Origin of the sequence: Streptosporangium sp. NPDC048047 (genome assembly GCF_040653115.1) — a bacterium.
Classification (GTDB): Bacteria; Actinomycetota; Actinomycetes; order Streptosporangiales; family Streptosporangiaceae; genus Streptosporangium.
In genome coordinates, this window is the sequence record NZ_JBEZNH010000057.1 from 13,905 (window position 1) to 30,459 (window position 16,555).

Annotated in this window: 14 protein-coding genes and 1 pseudogene; 14 read left to right on the forward strand and 1 reads right to left on the reverse strand. The window is 73.2% G+C overall.

Annotated elements, in window-relative coordinates; all coding sequences use genetic code 11:
- The first annotated feature begins 2 nt into the window (after positions 1-2).
- The 14 genes and pseudogenes from AB0D67_RS32320 to AB0D67_RS32385 all read left to right on the forward strand — a co-directional run bounded on the left by AB0D67_RS32320 (position 3) and on the right by AB0D67_RS32385 (position 15,195).
- Positions 3-1,292 (forward strand): MFS transporter, encoded by a 1,290-nt coding sequence (locus AB0D67_RS32320; protein ID WP_362944443.1) that lies wholly within the window; start codon positions 3-5, stop codon positions 1,290-1,292.
- 45 nt (positions 1,293-1,337) lie between these two features.
- Entirely contained in the window at positions 1,338-2,333 is a 996-nt protein-coding gene (locus AB0D67_RS32325) for a hypothetical protein (protein ID WP_362944445.1), read from the forward strand.
- Positions 2,330-5,248 (forward strand): FAD-binding and (Fe-S)-binding domain-containing protein, encoded by a 2,919-nt coding sequence (locus tag AB0D67_RS32330; protein WP_362944447.1) that lies wholly within the window; start codon positions 2,330-2,332, stop codon positions 5,246-5,248. Before AB0D67_RS32325 ends, AB0D67_RS32330 begins: the two co-directional genes overlap by 4 nt.
- Positions 5,245-6,678, forward strand: a complete 1,434-nt coding sequence (locus AB0D67_RS32335) for an NAD-dependent succinate-semialdehyde dehydrogenase (protein WP_362944450.1) — start codon at positions 5,245-5,247, stop codon at positions 6,676-6,678. Before AB0D67_RS32330 ends, AB0D67_RS32335 begins: the two co-directional genes overlap by 4 nt.
- Positions 6,679-6,820: 142 nt before the next feature.
- A pseudogene (gene efeU / locus AB0D67_RS32340) lies at positions 6,821-7,528 on the forward strand (iron uptake transporter permease EfeU); the annotation flags it as partial.
- Positions 7,529-7,934: 406 nt separating this feature from the next.
- Complete coding sequence (locus AB0D67_RS32345; protein WP_362944452.1) at positions 7,935-9,161, forward strand: cation:proton antiporter; 1,227 nt, start codon at positions 7,935-7,937, stop codon at positions 9,159-9,161.
- The gene (locus AB0D67_RS32350) at positions 9,158-10,516 is read left to right on the forward strand and encodes a potassium transporter TrkG (RefSeq protein ID WP_362944508.1); all 1,359 of its coding nucleotides are present in this window, start codon (positions 9,158-9,160) and stop codon (positions 10,514-10,516) included. The genes AB0D67_RS32345 and AB0D67_RS32350 overlap by 4 nt, the downstream gene beginning before the upstream one ends.
- Positions 10,509-11,171, forward strand: coding sequence for a TrkA family potassium uptake protein (locus AB0D67_RS32355; RefSeq protein ID WP_362944454.1), 663 nt, complete (start codon positions 10,509-10,511; stop codon positions 11,169-11,171). Before AB0D67_RS32350 ends, AB0D67_RS32355 begins: the two co-directional genes overlap by 8 nt.
- Positions 11,172-11,315: 144 nt before the next feature.
- Positions 11,316-11,612: a type II toxin-antitoxin system Phd/YefM family antitoxin gene (locus AB0D67_RS32360; RefSeq protein WP_362944456.1), complete on the forward strand. Its 297-nt coding sequence runs from the start codon at positions 11,316-11,318 to the stop codon at positions 11,610-11,612.
- Positions 11,609-11,848, forward strand: coding sequence for a hypothetical protein (locus AB0D67_RS32365; protein WP_362944458.1), 240 nt, complete (start codon positions 11,609-11,611; stop codon positions 11,846-11,848). The genes AB0D67_RS32360 and AB0D67_RS32365 overlap by 4 nt, the downstream gene beginning before the upstream one ends.
- Before the next feature lie 162 nt (positions 11,849-12,010).
- Entirely contained in the window at positions 12,011-13,192 is a 1,182-nt protein-coding gene (locus tag AB0D67_RS32370; RefSeq protein ID WP_362944460.1) for a site-specific integrase, read from the forward strand.
- Positions 13,193-13,404: 212 nt separating this feature from the next.
- A complete protein-coding gene (locus AB0D67_RS32375; RefSeq protein ID WP_362944463.1) occupies positions 13,405-13,860 on the forward strand; it encodes an Hsp20/alpha crystallin family protein in 456 nt (151 codons plus the stop codon).
- 239 nt (positions 13,861-14,099) lie between these two features.
- On the forward strand, positions 14,100-14,771 hold the full coding sequence (locus AB0D67_RS32380) for a pyridoxamine 5'-phosphate oxidase family protein (RefSeq protein ID WP_362944465.1): 672 nt from the start codon (positions 14,100-14,102) through the stop codon (positions 14,769-14,771).
- A 148-nt stretch (positions 14,772-14,919) separates the two neighbouring features.
- Positions 14,920-15,195, forward strand: coding sequence for a helix-turn-helix transcriptional regulator (locus AB0D67_RS32385; RefSeq protein ID WP_362944467.1), 276 nt, complete (start codon positions 14,920-14,922; stop codon positions 15,193-15,195).
- Positions 15,196-15,313: 118 nt separating this feature from the next.
- On the opposite strand, the gene AB0D67_RS32390 is transcribed toward AB0D67_RS32385, so the two are convergent.
- The gene (locus AB0D67_RS32390) at positions 15,314-16,549 is read right to left on the reverse strand and encodes a sigma-70 family RNA polymerase sigma factor (protein WP_362944469.1); all 1,236 of its coding nucleotides are present in this window, start codon (positions 16,547-16,549) and stop codon (positions 15,314-15,316) included.
- Between the last annotated feature and the right edge of the window lie 6 nt (positions 16,550-16,555).

The following is a 16,555-nucleotide window of genomic DNA, read 5'->3' on the forward strand; positions in this document are numbered from 1 at the left end:
CCATGCTCACACCCCCCGCCCAACCCACTGCCACGCGTAAATCGCGGGTGATCGCCGCGGCTGCGGTCGGCACCATGCTGGAGTGGTACGACTTCTCCGTCTACGCGGCGCTGGCGACCTGGATCGCGGCCGCTTTCTTCCCCGCCGACACTCCTGGCGTCTCTCTGTTGAGCGCCCTGGCGGTGTTCGGCGTCGGCTTCCTGTTCCGCCCGCTCGGCGCCGTGGCCTTCGGCCACATCGGCGACCGGATCGGGCGCAAGGAGGCGCTCGCGCTGACCATCATCGTGATGGGCGTCTCCACCGCCCTGCTGGCCGTCGCCCCCACCCACGCGACCGCCGGCATCCTCGGCCCCGTTGTGCTGGTCGTGGCCCGCTGCGGGCAAGGCTTCTCCGGCGGCGGCGAGTTCGCGGGCGGCGCCTCCTTCCTCATCGAGCACGCGCCGGAGGGCCGCCGGGGCTTCTACGGCGCCATCCACTACATGGCGCTCATCGGCGGCAACCTGGTCGGCGCCGGCATCGTGGCGGGGCTGAGTTTCTCCCTCACCCAAGCGCAGATGGAGACCTGGGGATGGCGGGTGCCGTTCGTGATCGGGGCCGTCGCGGCCTTCGCCGGTCTCTACATCCGCCGCCGCCTGGGTGACACCCCGGTCATGGAGGGGGCCAAGAAGCAGGACGACATCCCCCGCTCACCCTTCATCGAGGCGCTGCGGAGCGACGGCCGCGCCGTCCTGCGCGGGATGGGCCTGGTCGTCGGGTTCACCATCATGAGCTACACCTACGTCAACATGCAGTCCTACATCGTCACCGTCTCCGACCTGTCGCAGGGCACGGCGGTGGCGCTCTACAGCCTCTCGCTGCTCGTCCAGCTCGGGATGATCGGCCTGTTCGGCCGCCTGTCCGACCGCGTCGGCCGCAAGCCCGTCCTCGTCGCGGGCGCGGCGCTGATGGTCGTGGTCACCTACCCGAGCTTCCTGCTCATCTCCTCGGGCTCCACCGGCCTGATCCTCGCCGGGCTGATGCTCATGGCGGTGGCGATCGCCGTCTACGCCGGCGCCTTCACCACCGTCATCACCGAGCTGATGTCCAGACGCACCCGATACACGGCTCTGGCGGTCAGCTACGGCTTCGCGGTGGCCATCTTCGGCGGCACCGCCGGCTTCGTGGTCGCCTGGCTGCGACAGGCGATGGGCTCCAGCCTCGCGCCCGCCCTGTTCGGCGTCGTGGCGGCGGTCATCACCCTCGTCACCGCGCTCACTACCCGTGAGACCCGGTTCGCCCGGCTCGAAGACTAGGAAAGGCCTGCCATGACATCCGGATCACCGGCCGGTGAGACGGTCATGACGATCGGTGGCCCCGTTCCCGCCGCCGAGCTCGGCGTCACCCTCATGCACGAGCACCTGTTCATCAACCAGATGCGAGAACAGCGGCGAGCAGGGCTCGTCAACGACCTGGACATGATCGTAGGTGAGGTCGGCAGGTTCGCCGGTGCGGGTGGCGGCACCATCGTCGAGCTGACCGTGGCGGAGCTGGCCGACGGCGCCGCCCCCGACCCGGCGGGCTGCCACACGCGTGAGGAGGCGGGCACCGGCTGCTCGTCCGGCAGCGCCCGCCCCCTCGCGAACGTGACCGCGCTGGCCCAGGTCGCGGCCAGGACCGGCGTCCGCCTGGTGCTGGGAACGGGCCATTATCGCGACCCCTACCTGGACCGCGACTGGTTCGACCGGCACTGCGCCGACAGCATCGCCGACGAGCTCGTCCGGGACATCCGGGAGGGCATCCCTGGGACCGGGGGGGTACGCGCCGGCATCATCGGCGAGATCGGCGCCGACAAGTGGTATCTGTCGGCCGCCGAGGAACGTTCCTTCCGCGCCGCGGCCCGGGCGCACCGCCGTACCGGTGTCCCGGTGACCACGCACGCCGCGCGGTGGCCGGTGGGCCTGGTCCAGCTCGACCTGCTGTGCGGGGAAGAGGGGGTGCCGCCGGAGCGGGTGATCATCGGTCACGTCGACACGGTGAAGGCGCCCCTGGAATACGCGCTCGATCTGGCCGCCAGGGGAGCCTGGGTGCAGTTCGACAACCTGCGCTCACGCCGCCCGCAGGACCTCGACCACCTGGCCTCCCGCGTCCTGGGCTTCGCCAGGGCAGGACGGCTGGATCGGCTGCTGCTCTCGCACGACCTGTGCACCACCGCCGACTGGCCGGACGAGGGCGGGGTCGGGCTCACCCACCTGCTCACCACCGTCAGAGGGCACCTGGTCGCCGCGGGCCTGGAGGAAGAGGAGTTCGACCAGCTCATGATCGACAACCCACGCCGCGCGCTGGCGGGCACATGACGGACGCCGTCACAACCGCCGTCTCCGCGCTGCGGGAGAACGGGGTCCAGGTCGAGACGGACAAGCGGCGGATCGCGGAGTACTCCTACGACGCGTCCAACTACCGCGTGCGGCCCGCCGCGGTCGCCTTCCCCCGCGACGCCGGCGAGGTGACCCTGATCGCACAGCGGTGCCACGCGGCGAACCTGCCCCTGACCGGCCGCGGCGGCGGCACGTCCATGGCGGGCAACGCGATCGGCCCCGGGCTCGTCATCGACTTCTCCCGGTACCTGAACAGAATCCTGGAGATCGACGAACAGCAGGCGACCGCGCGCGTGGAGGCCGGTGTCGTACTCAGCGACCTGGCGCGCGAAACGGAGGCCGCCACCTGCGGGAGGCTCACGTTCGCGCCCGATCCCTCCTCCAGGACCAGGGCGACCATCGGCGGTGCCGTCGGCAACGACGCCTGCGGCAACCGCTCCGTGCGGCACGGCAGGACGTCCGACCACGTGCTCTCGCTGGACGTGGTGACCGCCGACGGCCTGCGCCTGACCGCGCACCGCGGCGGCCTGACCGCGACCGACCCCGGCGACACGGCGTCCGCCCGCAGGGCCGCCGAGCTGTCGGCCGGGCTCGGCGATCTGGCCCGCCACCACCTGGCCGCCCTACGCACCGAGCTGAGCAGGATCCCGCGCCAGGTGTCCGGCTTCCACCTGGGGCACCTGCTGCCGGAGAACGGCTTCGACGTGGCGCGCTCCCTGGTCGGCAGCGAGGGAGCGTGCGCGCTGGTGGTCGCCGCCACGGTCCGGCTGGTCCCGGTGGCGCCCGCGACACGACTGCTGTGCCTGGGCTACCGGGACGTGGTCGAGGCGGCCATGGACGTCGAGACGATCTTGCAGTTTCGGCCAACCGCCGTGGAGGGCATGGACCGGGTGATCGTCGACACGATGCGGCGGCGGCGCGGGCACGAGTCGGTCAGCGGGCTGCCGGAGGGCGAGGCGTGGTTGTATGTCGAACTCGACGGCGATCACCTCGCCGCCGTCGACGACTCCGCCGCCGACCTGATGCGCCGCCTGGTCGTGGCGGGACGGCTGGTCGACGGGCGGGTGGTCGACAGCGCCGACGATCGCGCCTCGCTGTGGCGGGTGCGCGAGGACGGCGCCGGGCTGTCCAGCCGGCTGCCACCGCAGGCTCTGGATGAGTCGTCGAGGGATGAGTCGTGGCCCGGTGAGGAGTCATGGCCGGGCTGGGAGGATTCGGCCGTCGCACCGGAACGCCTGGCGGCCTACCTCGCCGACCTGCGCGAGTTGCTGTCCGCGCACGGGCTGCGAGGGGTGATGTACGGGCACTTCGGGGCCGGCTGCGTCCACATGCGGGTCACCTTTGACCAGCGCACGAGCCAGGGCAGGCGCGTGATGCGCGACTTCCTGCGCGCCGCGGCCGAGCTCGTCGTCTCCCACGGCGGCTCCCTGTCCGGTGAGCACGGCGACGGACAGGCCCGATCCGAGCTGCTGCCGCTCATGTACTCCGCTGAGATGATCACCGCCTTCGAGGAGTTCAAGGACCTCTGGGACCCCGACGGCCTGCTCAACCCGGGCACCATCGTGCGCGCGGGCAGCCCGACCGGCGAGCTCGCACTCGCCGAGGTGCCGGACCGGGGCTGGGAGACGGCCTTCGACTTCGCTCCCGTCCACAGCGTCGCCCCCTTCGCCCATGCGGTCCAGAGTTGCGTGGGCGTGGGCCGCTGCCGTACCACCGGCGGGGGTTTCATGTGCCCGAGCTACCGCGCCACCCGAGACGAGAAGGACTCCACCCGCGGCAGGGCACGGGTCCTGCAGGAGATGCTCAGAGGAGACAGCGGCTGGCGCTCGGAAGACGCGCGCGAGGCACTGGACCTGTGCCTGTCCTGCAAGGCGTGCTCCAGCGACTGCCCCACCGGGGTCGACATGGCGACCTACAAGGCCGAGTTCCTCCACCACTACTACCAGGGCCGGCCACGCCCGGTCTCCCACTACAGCCTCGGCTGGCTCCCGCGGTGGCTGCGTGTCACCGGACGGCTCGCGCCGGCGGTGAACGCGCTGCTGGCCACCCGGCTCGGACCCCATCTGGCCCGGCTCGGCGGCGTGGCGCCCGGCAGGGCCCTGCCCCGCTTCGCCGGAAGGCGAGAGCTGAGCCGCGCCCTCGGCCGGCCGGGCCCGTCCGGCGGGCCCGACGGGCTCGTGCTGGTCGTGGACAGCTTCACCAAGGGCTTCCGCCCGCACGTGGCCGGTGCGGCGGCGCGGGTGCTGCGCACCGCCGCGGACTCCGTCGAATGCCGGAGCGACGTATGCTGCGGCCTCACGTGGATCTCCACCGGGCAGTTGCGCGCCGCCGCCGAACGGCTCAGCCGGACGGTCGAGCTCCTCGACGACGGCACCGACCGGCCCATCATCGTGCTCGAACCGAGCTGCGCGGCGGCTCTGACCAAGGACCTGCCCGAGCTCGTCGGCACCCCGGCCGCCCGCAGGGTGGCCGCCCGGGTGCGCGGCTTCTCGGCGATCGTGACCGAGTTGGCCGCGGCAGGCTGGCGGCCCCGGCCCGCCGCCGACCGGGCGCCGGACGGCGTCGCGGTCCAGACCCACTGCCACGAGTACGCGGTCCTCGGCGCGGCCCACCAACGCCAGGCTCTCCAGGTGGCCGGCGTCACAGTCGCGCGAGAGTCGGCCGGCTGCTGCGGCGTGGCCGGCAACTTCGGCTTCGAGGCCCAGCACTTCCAGATGAGCATGCGGGTCGCCGAGCAGTCCCTGGCCCCCGCCCTGCGCGACACGCCCGGCCTGCCGGTGCTGACCGACGGGTTCAGCTGCCACATGCAGGTGCGCCAGCTCGACCCCGGCAGGACGGCCATGCACCTGGCCGAGCTGCTCGACCCCGCTCCAGAAGAAAGGCACCACCCATGACCACGCACGGCCTGTTCATCGACGGCACGTGGGGCCCGGCCGCATCCGGGCGGACCTTCGCCGTAGAGAACCCGGCGACCGGCGAGACCATCGCCATGGTCGCCGACGGCGACGGCGACGACGCCCGCCGCGCTATCGAGGCCGCGGGCGCACGGCAATCCGACTGGTCGCGAAGCGCGCCGCGCGAGCGCGGAGAGATCCTGCGCCGCACCTACGAGATCATCATGAACCGCGCGGACGAGCTGGCAGCCCTCATCACCGCCGAGATGGGCAAGCCGCTGGCCGAAGCGCGCGGCGAGGTGATGTACGGCGCCGAGTTCTTCCGATGGTTCGCCGAGGAAGCGGTCAGGATCGGGGGCGACCACACTCTCAGCGGAGACGGACGCACCCGCATCCTGGTGACCAAGGGCCCGGTCGGGCCGTGCGTGCTGGTGACCCCGTGGAACTTCCCGCTCGCCATGGGCGCGCGCAAGATCGGCCCGGCCGTCGCCGCCGGCTGCACCATGGTGTTCAAGCCGGCCGAGCAGACGCCGCTCACCTCACTCGCTCTGACCCGCATCCTCACCGAGGCGGGACTGCCGGCGGGAGTGCTGAACGTCGTCACCACCTCCGACCCCGGCGGCGTGGTCGGCCCGTGGATGAGCAGCGGCATCGCCCGGAAGATCAGCTTCACCGGGTCCACCGACGTCGGCAGGCTGCTGCTCGCCCAGGCCGCCGAGAACGTCATGCGTTCGTCCATGGAGCTGGGCGGCAACGCGCCCTTCCTCGTCTGCGAGGACGCTGCCCTCGACCGCGCCGTCGAGGGCGCCGTGACCGCGAAGATGCGCAACATGGGCGAGGCGTGCACGGCCGCCAACCGGTTCTTCGTCCACCGGTCCGTGGCCGGCGAGTTCAGCGCCAAGCTGGGCGAGCGCCTGTCGGCGCTCAAGGTCGCCGACGGCGCGGCCCGAGGAGCCGAGGTCGGGCCGCTCATCGACCGGGCCGGGATGGAAAAGGTCGAACAGCTGGTGGACGACGCGGTAGGCAGGGGCGCGTCGGTCGTCGTGGGCGGATCGCGGCTCAGCGGCAGCGGCTACTTCTACGCCCCCACGGTGCTTGCCGACGTGCCCCCGGACGCCGCGCTGATGTCCACCGAGATCTTCGGCCCCGTGGCGCCGATCATCCCGTTCGACGACGAGGAGGAGGCCGTGCGGCTGGCCAACGACACCGAGTGGGGACTGGTCGGCTACGTGTTCACCACGGACCTCGACCGCGCCTTCCGGATCGGCGAGGCGCTGGACGTCGGCATGGTGGGCGTCAACACCGGCCTGGTCTCCAACCCAGGGGCTCCCTTCGGTGGCGTCAAGCATTCCGGCCTGGGCAGAGAAGGCGGACGAGCCGGGATCGAGGAGTATCTGGAGAGCAAGTATCTGGCCATTCCCCGTTCCTGATGGCACCGTCAGACCGCGGCGAAGGAACCCCCTCGAACGGCCAACGGGCGAGCTGAGCTGAAACCAGGAAGCTGATTTCCCAGTTCAGGACGTATATGGCGGCTGGTGCCACGTTGGTTAACGGCACCCCGTGTGGGACAACGTGTTCGCCGGTCTCCTGATCGGCCTGCGGGAGGGCCTGGAGGCGGGGCTGGTCGTCTCGGTCCTCGTCGCCACGCTCGTGCGCTCGGGTGAACGCGGCAGGCTGCCGCATGTGTGGACCGGAGTCCTGGCCGCCGCCGGGATGTCGATGGGCTTCGGCGCGGTGCTGTCCTTCACCTCCGCCGCCATGTCAGGCGAGGCCCAGGAGATCTTCGGCGGGACGCTGAGCCTCGTCGCCGTGGTCTTCGTCACCATCATGGTCTTCTGGATGCGCCGCTCGGCCCGCAGCTTCTCCGGCGAGCTGAAGCAGAAGGTGACCGCCGCGCTGACCATGAGCTCCGGCGTGCTGATCCTCACCTCCTTCCTGGCCGTGGGCCGCGAGGGGCTGGAGACGGCGCTGTTCCTGTGGACGACCGCGCAGGCCGCCGGCGAGTCCGCCGGCCCCCTGACGGGCGCCGCGATCGGCCTGCTGCCGGCCGCCGCCCTGTGCTGGAGCCTGTACCGGCGGGTGCTGCGCCTGAACCTGACCCGTTTCTTCACCATCACCGGCGTCGTCCTCATCGTCATCGCCGCAGGCGTGCTCGGCTACGGCTTCCGCGACCTGCAGGAGAGCGGGCTGCTGCCGGGCGGGGAGTCCTTCGCCGTCGACCCCGGCTCCTGGTACGCCACCCTGGTGCAGGGCACCTTCACCCTGACGCCGAAGATGACCTGGCTGCAGGTCGCCGCCTACGCCGCCTACCTCGTCATCACGATGACGTTCTTCCTGCGCGGCACCACCGCCTCCGCACCGGCCCCGGCGGCCGGAGCCGGGGAGGACGCCGGGCGCCGCCTGCCGCTTCGCCGCGATGGAGGTCCCCGGCCTGCTCACCGACGACATCCGGGACTTCTTCCGGCCGCTGCGCCGACCCGCGACCCGCGTCGTCCCCGGGCGGAAGCCGTCCCTGGGGCGGGCCGTCCGCCCGCTCCGGGATCGAGTCCGGCACGCCCGGTCCGGGGCGGGCGGGTCCGGGGTGATGTCGTGACCGTGGCGGCTGAGTTGTTAGGGTGTGCGGCGGAGTGCCGGGAAGTCTGGTCGGCGTGCCTGCACCCTGTCCGCCACCCCTGGAAGACACCTCATGGTCCTGCTTCTCGCGTTCGCCGCGCTCCTGCTGCTCGCGGTCCTGATCTCCAGCCTGGCCAACCGGACGATCCTGTCGACGGCCGCGCTGTTCCTGGTCGCCGGGTTCGTCCTCGGCGACGGAGTGCTGGGCGTGGTGCCCCTGGCCGCCGGCGACGAGGTGGTGTCCACCCTCGCGGAGCTGGCGCTGTTCGCGGTGCTCTTCACCGACGGCATGCGCGTGGGCTGGCAGGATCTGCGCGGCGCCTGGCGGCTGCCCGGCCGGGCGCTGGGCTGGGGCCTGCCGCTCACCCTGATCGTCACCGCGCTGGCCGCCCACTACGTGGTGGGCCTGGGCTGGATCGAGTCACTGCTCCTCGGCGCGATCCTGGCGCCCACCGACCCGGTGTTCGCCGCCGCCCTCGTCGGCAACGAGAAGGTGCCGCCCCGGCTGCGCCAGCTGCTCAACGTCGAGTCCGGCGTCAACGACGGCCTGGCGCTGCCGTTCGTCATGGTGTTCCTGGCCGTGGCGGTGGGCTCCGGCGACCTGCACCTGGGCGGGCTGTCCATGGAGCTGGGCGTCGGCGTGCTGATCGGCGTCGCCGTGCCGTGGCTGGCGATCAAGCTGGAAAGCAGCCGCTGGTTCGCCGCCTCCCACCACTACGAGCCGCTCAACGCCGTGGCGATCGGGCTGCTGGTGCTGGCGCTGGGCAAGGTCACGCACGGCAACCTGTTCCTGGCGGCGTTCTGCGCCGGCATCACCGTGGCCACCTTCGGCGAGCGGCAGCGCGAGTCCTTCGAGCGGTTCGGCGAGCTGATCGCCGAACTGCTCAAGCTGGCGGCGCTGCTGGTCTTCGGCGCGCTCATCTCCCCCGCCCTGCTGGGATCGGTCGGCTGGCAGGGCTGGCTGTTCGCCGTCCTGGCCCTGGTGCTGGCCCGCCCCCTGGCCATCTGGGTCTCCTTCATCGGCTCCCGGCTCACCACCCGGGAGGTCGCGGCGGTGATGTGGTTCGGGCCCAAGGGCTTCGCCTCGGTCGTCTACGGCCTGATCGTGCTGGCCTCCGGCATCGCCGCCGCCCAGGAGGTCTTCCAGCTGGTGGCGGTGACGATCGTGCTGTCGATCCTGCTGCACTCCTCCACCGACGTCGTCGTGGCCCGCTCGTTCGACGACGAGCACGACACACCCGCCTGGTACGGCACGGCCCGCCGGATCCGCTCCCGCCTCTCCGGAGCGAAGAGCCCATGACGCGCTCCAGCCTCACCCGGGCCGTCCTGGCCGGCTTCCGGCATCCGGCGCAGGTCGTCGCCGCCGCCTTCGCCGCCGCCGTCGCGACCGGCACCGCGCTGCTGTCGGCGCCGTTCGCCACCACCGACGGCAGACCCGCCGATCTTCTGGACGCGTTCTTCACCGCGACCTCCGCCGTCTGCGTCACCGGGCTCGCCACCGTCGACACCGCCCAACACTGGTCGCCCATGGGCGAGGTCGTCATCCTGGTGCTCGTGCAGGCCGGCGGGCTGGGCATCATGACCCTGGCGACCCTGCTGGCCGTGCTGGTCACCGGGCGGCTGGGCCTGCGCGCCCGGATGCTGGCCCAGGCCGAGACCAAGACCATGCAGCTGACCGGGCTGCGCCGCCTGATCGGCCAGGTGGTGGCGTTCAGCCTGACGGCCGAGGTGATCACCGCCGTGGTGCTGGCGGCGCGTTTCTCCGCCGGCTACGGCGAGCCGTTCGGCCGCGCGGCGTACCTGGGCGTCTTCCACGCGGTGTCGGCTTTCAACAACGCCGGGTTCGCCCTGTGGCCCGACAGCCTCGTCCGCTTCGCCGCCGACCCGTGGATCTGCCTGCCGGTCGCGGCGGCCGTCATCGTCGGCGGGCTGGGTTTCCCGGTGGTGTTCGAACTGGTGCGCTCCTGGCGGCGGCCGCGGACCTGGTCGGTGCTGACCCGCCTGACCGTGACGATCACCGTGTTGCTGCTGGTCTTCGGCACGCTGACGATCACCGCCGCCGAGTGGTCCAACCCCGCCACCCTCGGCGCGCTGGACCGCGACGACCGGCTCCTGGCCGGCTTCTTCACCGGGACGATGCCGCGCAGCGCCGGGTTCAACAGCCTCGACATCACCCAGCTGCACCCCTCCAGCCTGCTGATCATCGACGTGCTGATGTTCATCGGCGGCGGCAGCGCCGGCACCGCCGGCGGCATCAAGGTGACCACCTTCGGGGTGCTGGCCTTCGTCGTGTGGACCGAGCTGCGCGGCGAGAGCCGGGTCAACGTCGGCCGCCGCCGGCTGGGCGAGGGCGTGCAGCGCCAGGCGCTGGCGGTGGCGCTGCTGGGGCTGGCGCTGGCGGCGGGAGCGACGTATCTTCTGATGCTGCTCACCCCCCACCGCCTGGAGCTCGTACTGTTCGAGGCGATCTCGGCGTTCGCCACGGCCGGCCTGTCCGCCGGCGTCACCGCGGAGCTGGCCTCGCCCGGCCAGGTGCTGATCGCGCTGCTGATGTTCATCGGCAGGGTGGGGCCGCTGACCTTGTTCTCCGCGCTCGCGCTGCGCGAGCGCACCCGCCACTACGAGCTGCCCGAGGAGAGGACCATCGTTGGCTGACAGCAGGAACGACGCGGTGGTGGTGATCGGCCTGGGCCGCTTCGGCGGCTCGCTGGCCCTGGAGCTGGCCCGCGGAGGCACCGAGGTGCTGGCCATCGACAGCCGCGCCAAGATCGTGCAGTCCATGGCCGGCCGCCTCACCCACGTGGTGGCGGCCGACTCCACCGACCTGGAGGCATTGCGCCAGCTCGGCGTCGCCGACTTCCACCGGGCGGTGGTGGCCATCGGCACCCACCTGGAGTCGAGCATCCTGACCACCTCCCTGCTGGCCGAGCTGGAGGTCGACGACATCTGGGCCAAGGCCGTCAGCCGCGAGCACGGGCGCATCCTGCAGCGCGTCGGCGCCCACCACGTGATCCTGCCCGAGCACGACATGGGCGAGCGGGTGGCCCACCTGCTCAACGGGCGGATGCTCGACTTCATGGAGGTCGACGACGACTTCGCGCTGGCCAAGACCCGCCCGCCGCGCCAGTACGTCGGCGTGCCGCTGGGGCAGACCAACCTGCGCCGCAAACACGGGGTGACGGTGGTGTGCGTCAAGAGCCCGGGTGAGGAGTTCACCTACGCCGGCGCCGACACGGTGCTGACCTACGGCGACGTCATCGTCATCGCGGGCCGGACCGGCCAGGTCGAGCGGTTCGCCGACCTGCCCTAGTTCGGGACGGCACGGATTCCGGCGTCGAGGGCGTCGGCGCGGGTTCACCGGCGGAATTCCGCGAATCCTTGCCGACGAGAACCAGGAAGGTGTACACCCTGGACATCCCGTGCAGGGTGTACACCTCGTATGTATGGTGGGGCCATGACGAACGACGCACTGGGCATCGTCGAGGCCCGCAACAACCTCGGTGTCCTGGTGGCCCGCGCCGCCCATCGCCGCGAGGCCACCCGCATCCGCCGCTCCGCCGGCGAACGCGCCGTCCTCATCTCCGAAGAGGACTACGAAGAACTGCTGCGCCTGCGCCGGGAACAGGAAGTCGCCGGCGTCGCCGCGGCGATCGCCGCCCACGGCCGCGGCGAGACGGACATGGCCGCCTACGACAGCGCGGCCGACCTGTACGCCGACCTCGGCCTGCCCGCCCCGGGCGAGCACGCTTGAAGCGCCGTCTCCTGCTCGCCCCCGCCGTGCGGGAGCTGCTGCGCGATGCCTCGCCGGGCCTGCGCGCCACGATCGCCGACACCCTCCTCGACCTCACCGCCGACCCCGAGCCCATCGGGGCCCGGCCGTACGGCGGCATCCCGGACGCCTTCGAGCTCCGCGCCGAGACGTTCCGCCTGATCTACACCCGGGGCGGCGACCACGTGTCGGTGTGGGTCCTGCGGATCAACACCTGACTGGCGCGAATCCGCCGCTCCCGGCGCCTGGGCCCGCCCACGCCGATGTGAGCCGGGGCGCGGTAGCATCCGCCGTGGTCACCTCCGGCCCGCCGGGCCGGGTGGGCCGCGGGGGCTGTCGGGGTTTCGTTGGGATTCGCATTCACGGGGCGGGACGGCTGCATGGCTCGGGAGCATCGAGGCGACGATGACGGCGCGGACACGACCGGCGCGGCGGACGGGCCGGTCCTGGACGGCGTCGCCCTGCCGGCGAGCCTTGCGCCCGGCGGGCCCACCCCGGGCGGGCTCGTCCCGCAGGGGCCCGCCGCGCGGGGGTCCGTCCCGGCGGAGCGCGGGCCGTTCACGCCGGAGGGCCTCGGGAACCCCGCCGACGACGTCCTGACCGAGGAGGCGGCGCGGCTCGTGGCGGCCGCCCCGGCGGCCAACACCAGGCGCGCCTACGACCGCGCCTGGAAGACCTACCTCACCTGGTGCGCCGGCAGCGGCCGTACCCCGCTGCCGGCCAGCGCCGCCACCCTGGCCAGCTTCGTGGCGCACCTGGCCGGGCGCGGCATGGCCCCGGCCAGCGTGGAGCAGGCGCTGGCGTGCGTGCTGTCGGCGCACGGCCGGGCCGGGCTGGCCAGGCCGCACACCACCGCCGCCCGCGACGTGCTGCGCGCCCACCGCCGCGCCTGGGCGGGGGCGGGCAACACGGTCCGCCAGGCCCCGCCGATCACCGTGGAGATCCTGCGCGACCTCGTCCACCACACCCCCGCCGACACGGCGGTGGGGCTGCGGGACCGGGCGGCGCTGGTCCTGGGTTTCGCGCTGATGGGCCGCCGCTCGGAGCTGTCGGCACTGGACCAGGAGCACCTGACGTTCGGCGCTCGCGGCGTGGAGGTGTTCATCCCCATGTCCAAGACCGACCAGGACGCCGCCGGCGCGACCGTCTCGGTCCCCTACGGCTCGCACCCGCAGACCTGCCCGGTGCGGGCCGTGCAGGCGTGGCTGGGCGAGCTGCACGCGCGCGGCCTCACCGGAGGGCCGCTGCTGCGGCCGGTCGACCGGTTCGGCCGGATCGCCGGCACGCCGGGCTGGGCCGGGCGCGGCGGGCCGAGGCTGTCGGGCACCACGCTCAACCAGATCGTCAAGGACGCCGCCCGCCGCGCCGGACTGGCCGACGCCGAACGCTACAGCGCCCACAGCCTGCGCGCGGGCGGGGCGACCACGCTGGCCGAGGCGGGCGTGCCGGCCGCGCGCATCGCCCTGCAGGGGCGCTGGCGGCCGACCTCGCCGACCGTGCACGGCTACATCCGCGCCGTCGACCGCTGGCGGGACAACCCGATGGGCCGCGCCGGGCTGTGACGCGCGGGCCGGCGCGGGCCTGCGCCGGCCGGGTCACGGAGGGGTCCCGGGTGGTCTCCTGACGGCTTCCCCGCGGCTTCCGGAGGCGGGAAGGCCGGGCCGCCGGCGCGGACGAAGGACCCGGCCTTTAGGGACCTCCGGCCTTTGCGCGCACCGGGCGCGGCGGCGTGCAATTGGGATGAGAGAAATCCCGATCAGTCACGGAGGACCAGATGAGCATGCTGATGCGTCAGGAGCGGGGTCTCTTCCCCGAGCTGCTCGACTGGCTGGACGCCCCGTTCGCCACCATGCGCACGCAGGGACAGGGCATACGTTTCGAGGACTACCTGCACGGTGACCGCTACGTGCTGCGGGCCGAGCTGCCGGGCATCGAGCCGGATGACATCGAGATAGACGTGAACAACGGGGTGCTGACGATCCACGCCGAACGCCGGGTCGAGGAGAAGGAACGGCACCGGACGGAGTTCCGCTACGGCTCCTTCACCCGGTCCATCGTCCTGCCGCCCACGGCCGACGAGAAGGACGTCGAGGCGATCTACGACAAGGGCGTCCTCGAGGTCAGCCTGAAGCTCGGCGCGCCGGAGGAGAAGAGCAGGCGCATCCCGGTCCACGCCAAGAAGGCGGTCCAGGCCAAGGCCCAGACCGGCAGGCAGTCCGGCAAGCAGTAACGACCCGGGGAAGGCGGCTCCCGGAGCCGGGACGTCCCGTGCGGCAGCCCACCCCGCGGGCGCATCCGGCGCGTGCGGCCGCTTCGGAGTGGGATATCCACCTCCAGCGGGGTATGCCGCCTGCGGCAGGCGGACCGGCGGGAGCGGGGCCGGCCGGAACCGGGCGCCGGTGCGGACGCCCGTCCGCACCGGCGCCGTCTGCTGCCGGATGCAGGAGGACCTCAGTTGGGAGGATGTACATGAGTGAACGCCAAGCCGCCCCCGGCGACCTGGGCCGGCGGGTGGCGCAGCGCCGCGGCGAGCTCGGTCTGGACCGCCGGCAGCTGGCCGACCGGGCGGGGATCGACCCCGGATACCTCGACTACCTGGAGGTGAGTGCGGCGTCGGCGTCCACCGAGACGGTGAACAAGCTGGCCGCGGCGCTGGAGACAAGCAGTGACGAGCTGCTCGGCGGGACGATGGACCTGCCGCCCGGCCGCGGCCGTCCCGCCCCCCGCCCGGTGCTGGAGAAGCTGGAGCCGGCCGAGTGCCTGCGGCTGATCGCGCCGGGCGGCGTGGGGCGGGTGGCCTTCGCCCAGCCCGACGGCCCGACGATCCTGCCGGTGAACTACGTGGTCCACGACGGCTCGGTGGTCTTCCGGACCGCCTCCGGCGGCCCGCTGGACGACAATCTGCGCACCGGCGTGCGGGGTGTGGAGTTCAAGGTCGCCTTCGAGATCGACCGGCTCGACGAGGCCGGCCGGGAGGGCTGGAGCGTGCTGGTGCGCGGCGGCGCCCACCACGTCTCCGACGAGGAGCGGGCGGCGGTCGCCGCGGTGGACGTCCGGCCGTGGGCGGGCGGCGAGCGCGAGCTGTTCGTCAGGATCTCCCCCACCGAGATCAGCGGGCGGCGCATCCGGCACGCCTCCTGAGGCGCCGCGCCGCGTGGACGACCCGCGTGCCCGCGGACGCGGGCCGCGCCGGGGAGGCCGGGGCGCGTCCGCCCGCGCGCCCCGCCGGCGGCCTCGATCTCCGCACCGGTATTAGTATCCCGGCATAGCCGGGATTAGTATCGCAGGCATGGTGAGAACCCCATTGACCCCGTGGGAGCGGCAGCGCGGGGAACGCTTCGGCGCGATACTGCGCCGCGCCCGCGGCGGCCGCAGCATGGTGGAGGTCGCCGCGGCCGCCGGGGTGTCGGCGGAGACGCTGCGCAAGATCGAGACCGGCCGGGCGCCGACCCCGGCCTTCTTCACCGTCGCGGCGCTGGCCGCGGCCCTGGGAATGTCCCTGGACGAGCTGGCCGCCGCCTGCGCGTCCGGCACCGGAGAGGAGGGACGGGCCCTGTCGGCCTGACCCCGTCACCGGGCGTACGCCCCGGGCACGGGAGGACGGGCGCGCCCCGGGCCGGGCCGTCCCTACCGGGCCGCGCCTACCGGGCCGCGCCTGCTGAGCGGCGGCGGAGAGCGGCGGCTCAGCCGGCGCCGGGCGGCCGCCGGTCCCGCCGCAGGAACCGCACCTCGGCGGCGTTGCCGCACCGGGCGATCGCCGCCTCGTACGCCGTCGCGGCCTCCTCCCCCCGCTCCAGCCGCTCCAGCAGGGCGGCCCGTACGGCGTGCCACAGGTGGTAGCCGTCCAGGCCCAGGCCGTCCACCAGCGTCAGCGCCGCCCGCGGCCCTTCGACCTCGGCGACGGCGACCGCCCGGTTGAGCGCCACCACCGGCGTCGGCGCCACCGCCAGGAGCTGGTCGTACAGGGCGAGGATCTGGCGCCAGTCGGTGTCCTGCGCCTCCCGGGCGTCGCCGTGGACCGCCTGGATCGCCGCCTGGATCTGGTACGGGCCGGGCCGGCCCAGCCGCAGGCACCGGCGGACGATGTCCTGTCCCTCGGCGATCAGGGTGCGGTCCCATCGGGTGCGGTCCTGTTCGGCCAGCACCACCAGGTCGCCGCCGGGCGTGGTACGCGCCTCGCGCCGCGACTCGGCCAGCAGCATCAGCGCCAGCAGCCCCGCCGCCTCCGGCTCGTGCGGCATCAGGCCGGCCAGCAGCCGGCCCAGCCGTACCGCCTCGGCGCAGAGCCCGGAGCGGACGAGCAGCTCGCCGCCGCTGGCGGCGTAACCCTCGTTGAAGATCAGGTAGATCACCGCCAGCACCGCCCGCAGCCGGCCGGGCAGCTCGGCGGCGGGCGGGACGCGGTAGGCGATCCCGGCGTGGCGGATCTTGGCCTTGGCCCGTACCAGCCGCTGGGCCATGGTCTGCTCCGACACCAGGAAGGCGCGGGCGATCTCGGCGGTGGTCAGCCCGCCCAGCAGCCGCAGCGTCAGCGCCACCTGCGCGCCGGTGGCCAGCGCCGGATGGCAGCAGGTGAAGATCAGCCGCAGCCGGTCGTCGAGCACCCCGTCCTCGTCCCAGGGCGCCTCCTGCCGGGGCCCGCGGGCGTGCAGCAGGGCCGCCTGGGCGTGCCGGTCGGCGCGCAGGGCCTCCCGGCGCAGCCGGTCGATCGCCCGGTTGCGGGCCGTGGTGATGATCCACCCGGCGGGGCTGGGCGGCACCCCGGCCGACGGCCAGCGCCGCGCCGCGGCGGTGAACGCCTCCTGCACGGCCTCCTCGGCGACGTCCAGGTCACCGAACAGGCCGGTCAGCACGGCCACCGCGCGGCCGTGCTCGGCGCGGAAGGTCCGCTCCAGCTCACTGAGGACGGGGCCGGTCACGGGCGG

What these genes read in the sequence shown, in the direction of transcription:
- AB0D67_RS32320 (WP_362944443.1), top strand. Translation starts at nt 3, where the DNA reads ATGCTCACACCCCCCGCCCAACCCACTGCCACGCGTAAATCGCGGGTG.
- AB0D67_RS32325 (WP_362944445.1), top strand. Translation starts at nt 1,338, where the DNA reads ATGACGATCGGTGGCCCCGTTCCCGCCGCCGAGCTCGGCGTCACCCTC.
- AB0D67_RS32330 (WP_362944447.1), top strand. Translation starts at nt 2,330, where the DNA reads ATGACGGACGCCGTCACAACCGCCGTCTCCGCGCTGCGGGAGAACGGG.
- AB0D67_RS32335 (WP_362944450.1), top strand. Translation starts at nt 5,245, where the DNA reads ATGACCACGCACGGCCTGTTCATCGACGGCACGTGGGGCCCGGCCGCA.
- AB0D67_RS32345 (WP_362944452.1), top strand. Translation starts at nt 7,935, where the DNA reads ATGGTCCTGCTTCTCGCGTTCGCCGCGCTCCTGCTGCTCGCGGTCCTG.
- AB0D67_RS32350 (WP_362944508.1), top strand. Translation starts at nt 9,158, where the DNA reads ATGACGCGCTCCAGCCTCACCCGGGCCGTCCTGGCCGGCTTCCGGCAT.
- AB0D67_RS32360 (WP_362944456.1), top strand. Translation starts at nt 11,316, where the DNA reads ATGACGAACGACGCACTGGGCATCGTCGAGGCCCGCAACAACCTCGGT.
- AB0D67_RS32370 (WP_362944460.1), top strand. Translation starts at nt 12,011, where the DNA reads ATGGCTCGGGAGCATCGAGGCGACGATGACGGCGCGGACACGACCGGC.
- AB0D67_RS32375 (WP_362944463.1), top strand. Translation starts at nt 13,405, where the DNA reads ATGAGCATGCTGATGCGTCAGGAGCGGGGTCTCTTCCCCGAGCTGCTC.
- AB0D67_RS32380 (WP_362944465.1), top strand. Translation starts at nt 14,100, where the DNA reads ATGAGTGAACGCCAAGCCGCCCCCGGCGACCTGGGCCGGCGGGTGGCG.
- AB0D67_RS32385 (WP_362944467.1), top strand. Translation starts at nt 14,920, where the DNA reads ATGGTGAGAACCCCATTGACCCCGTGGGAGCGGCAGCGCGGGGAACGC.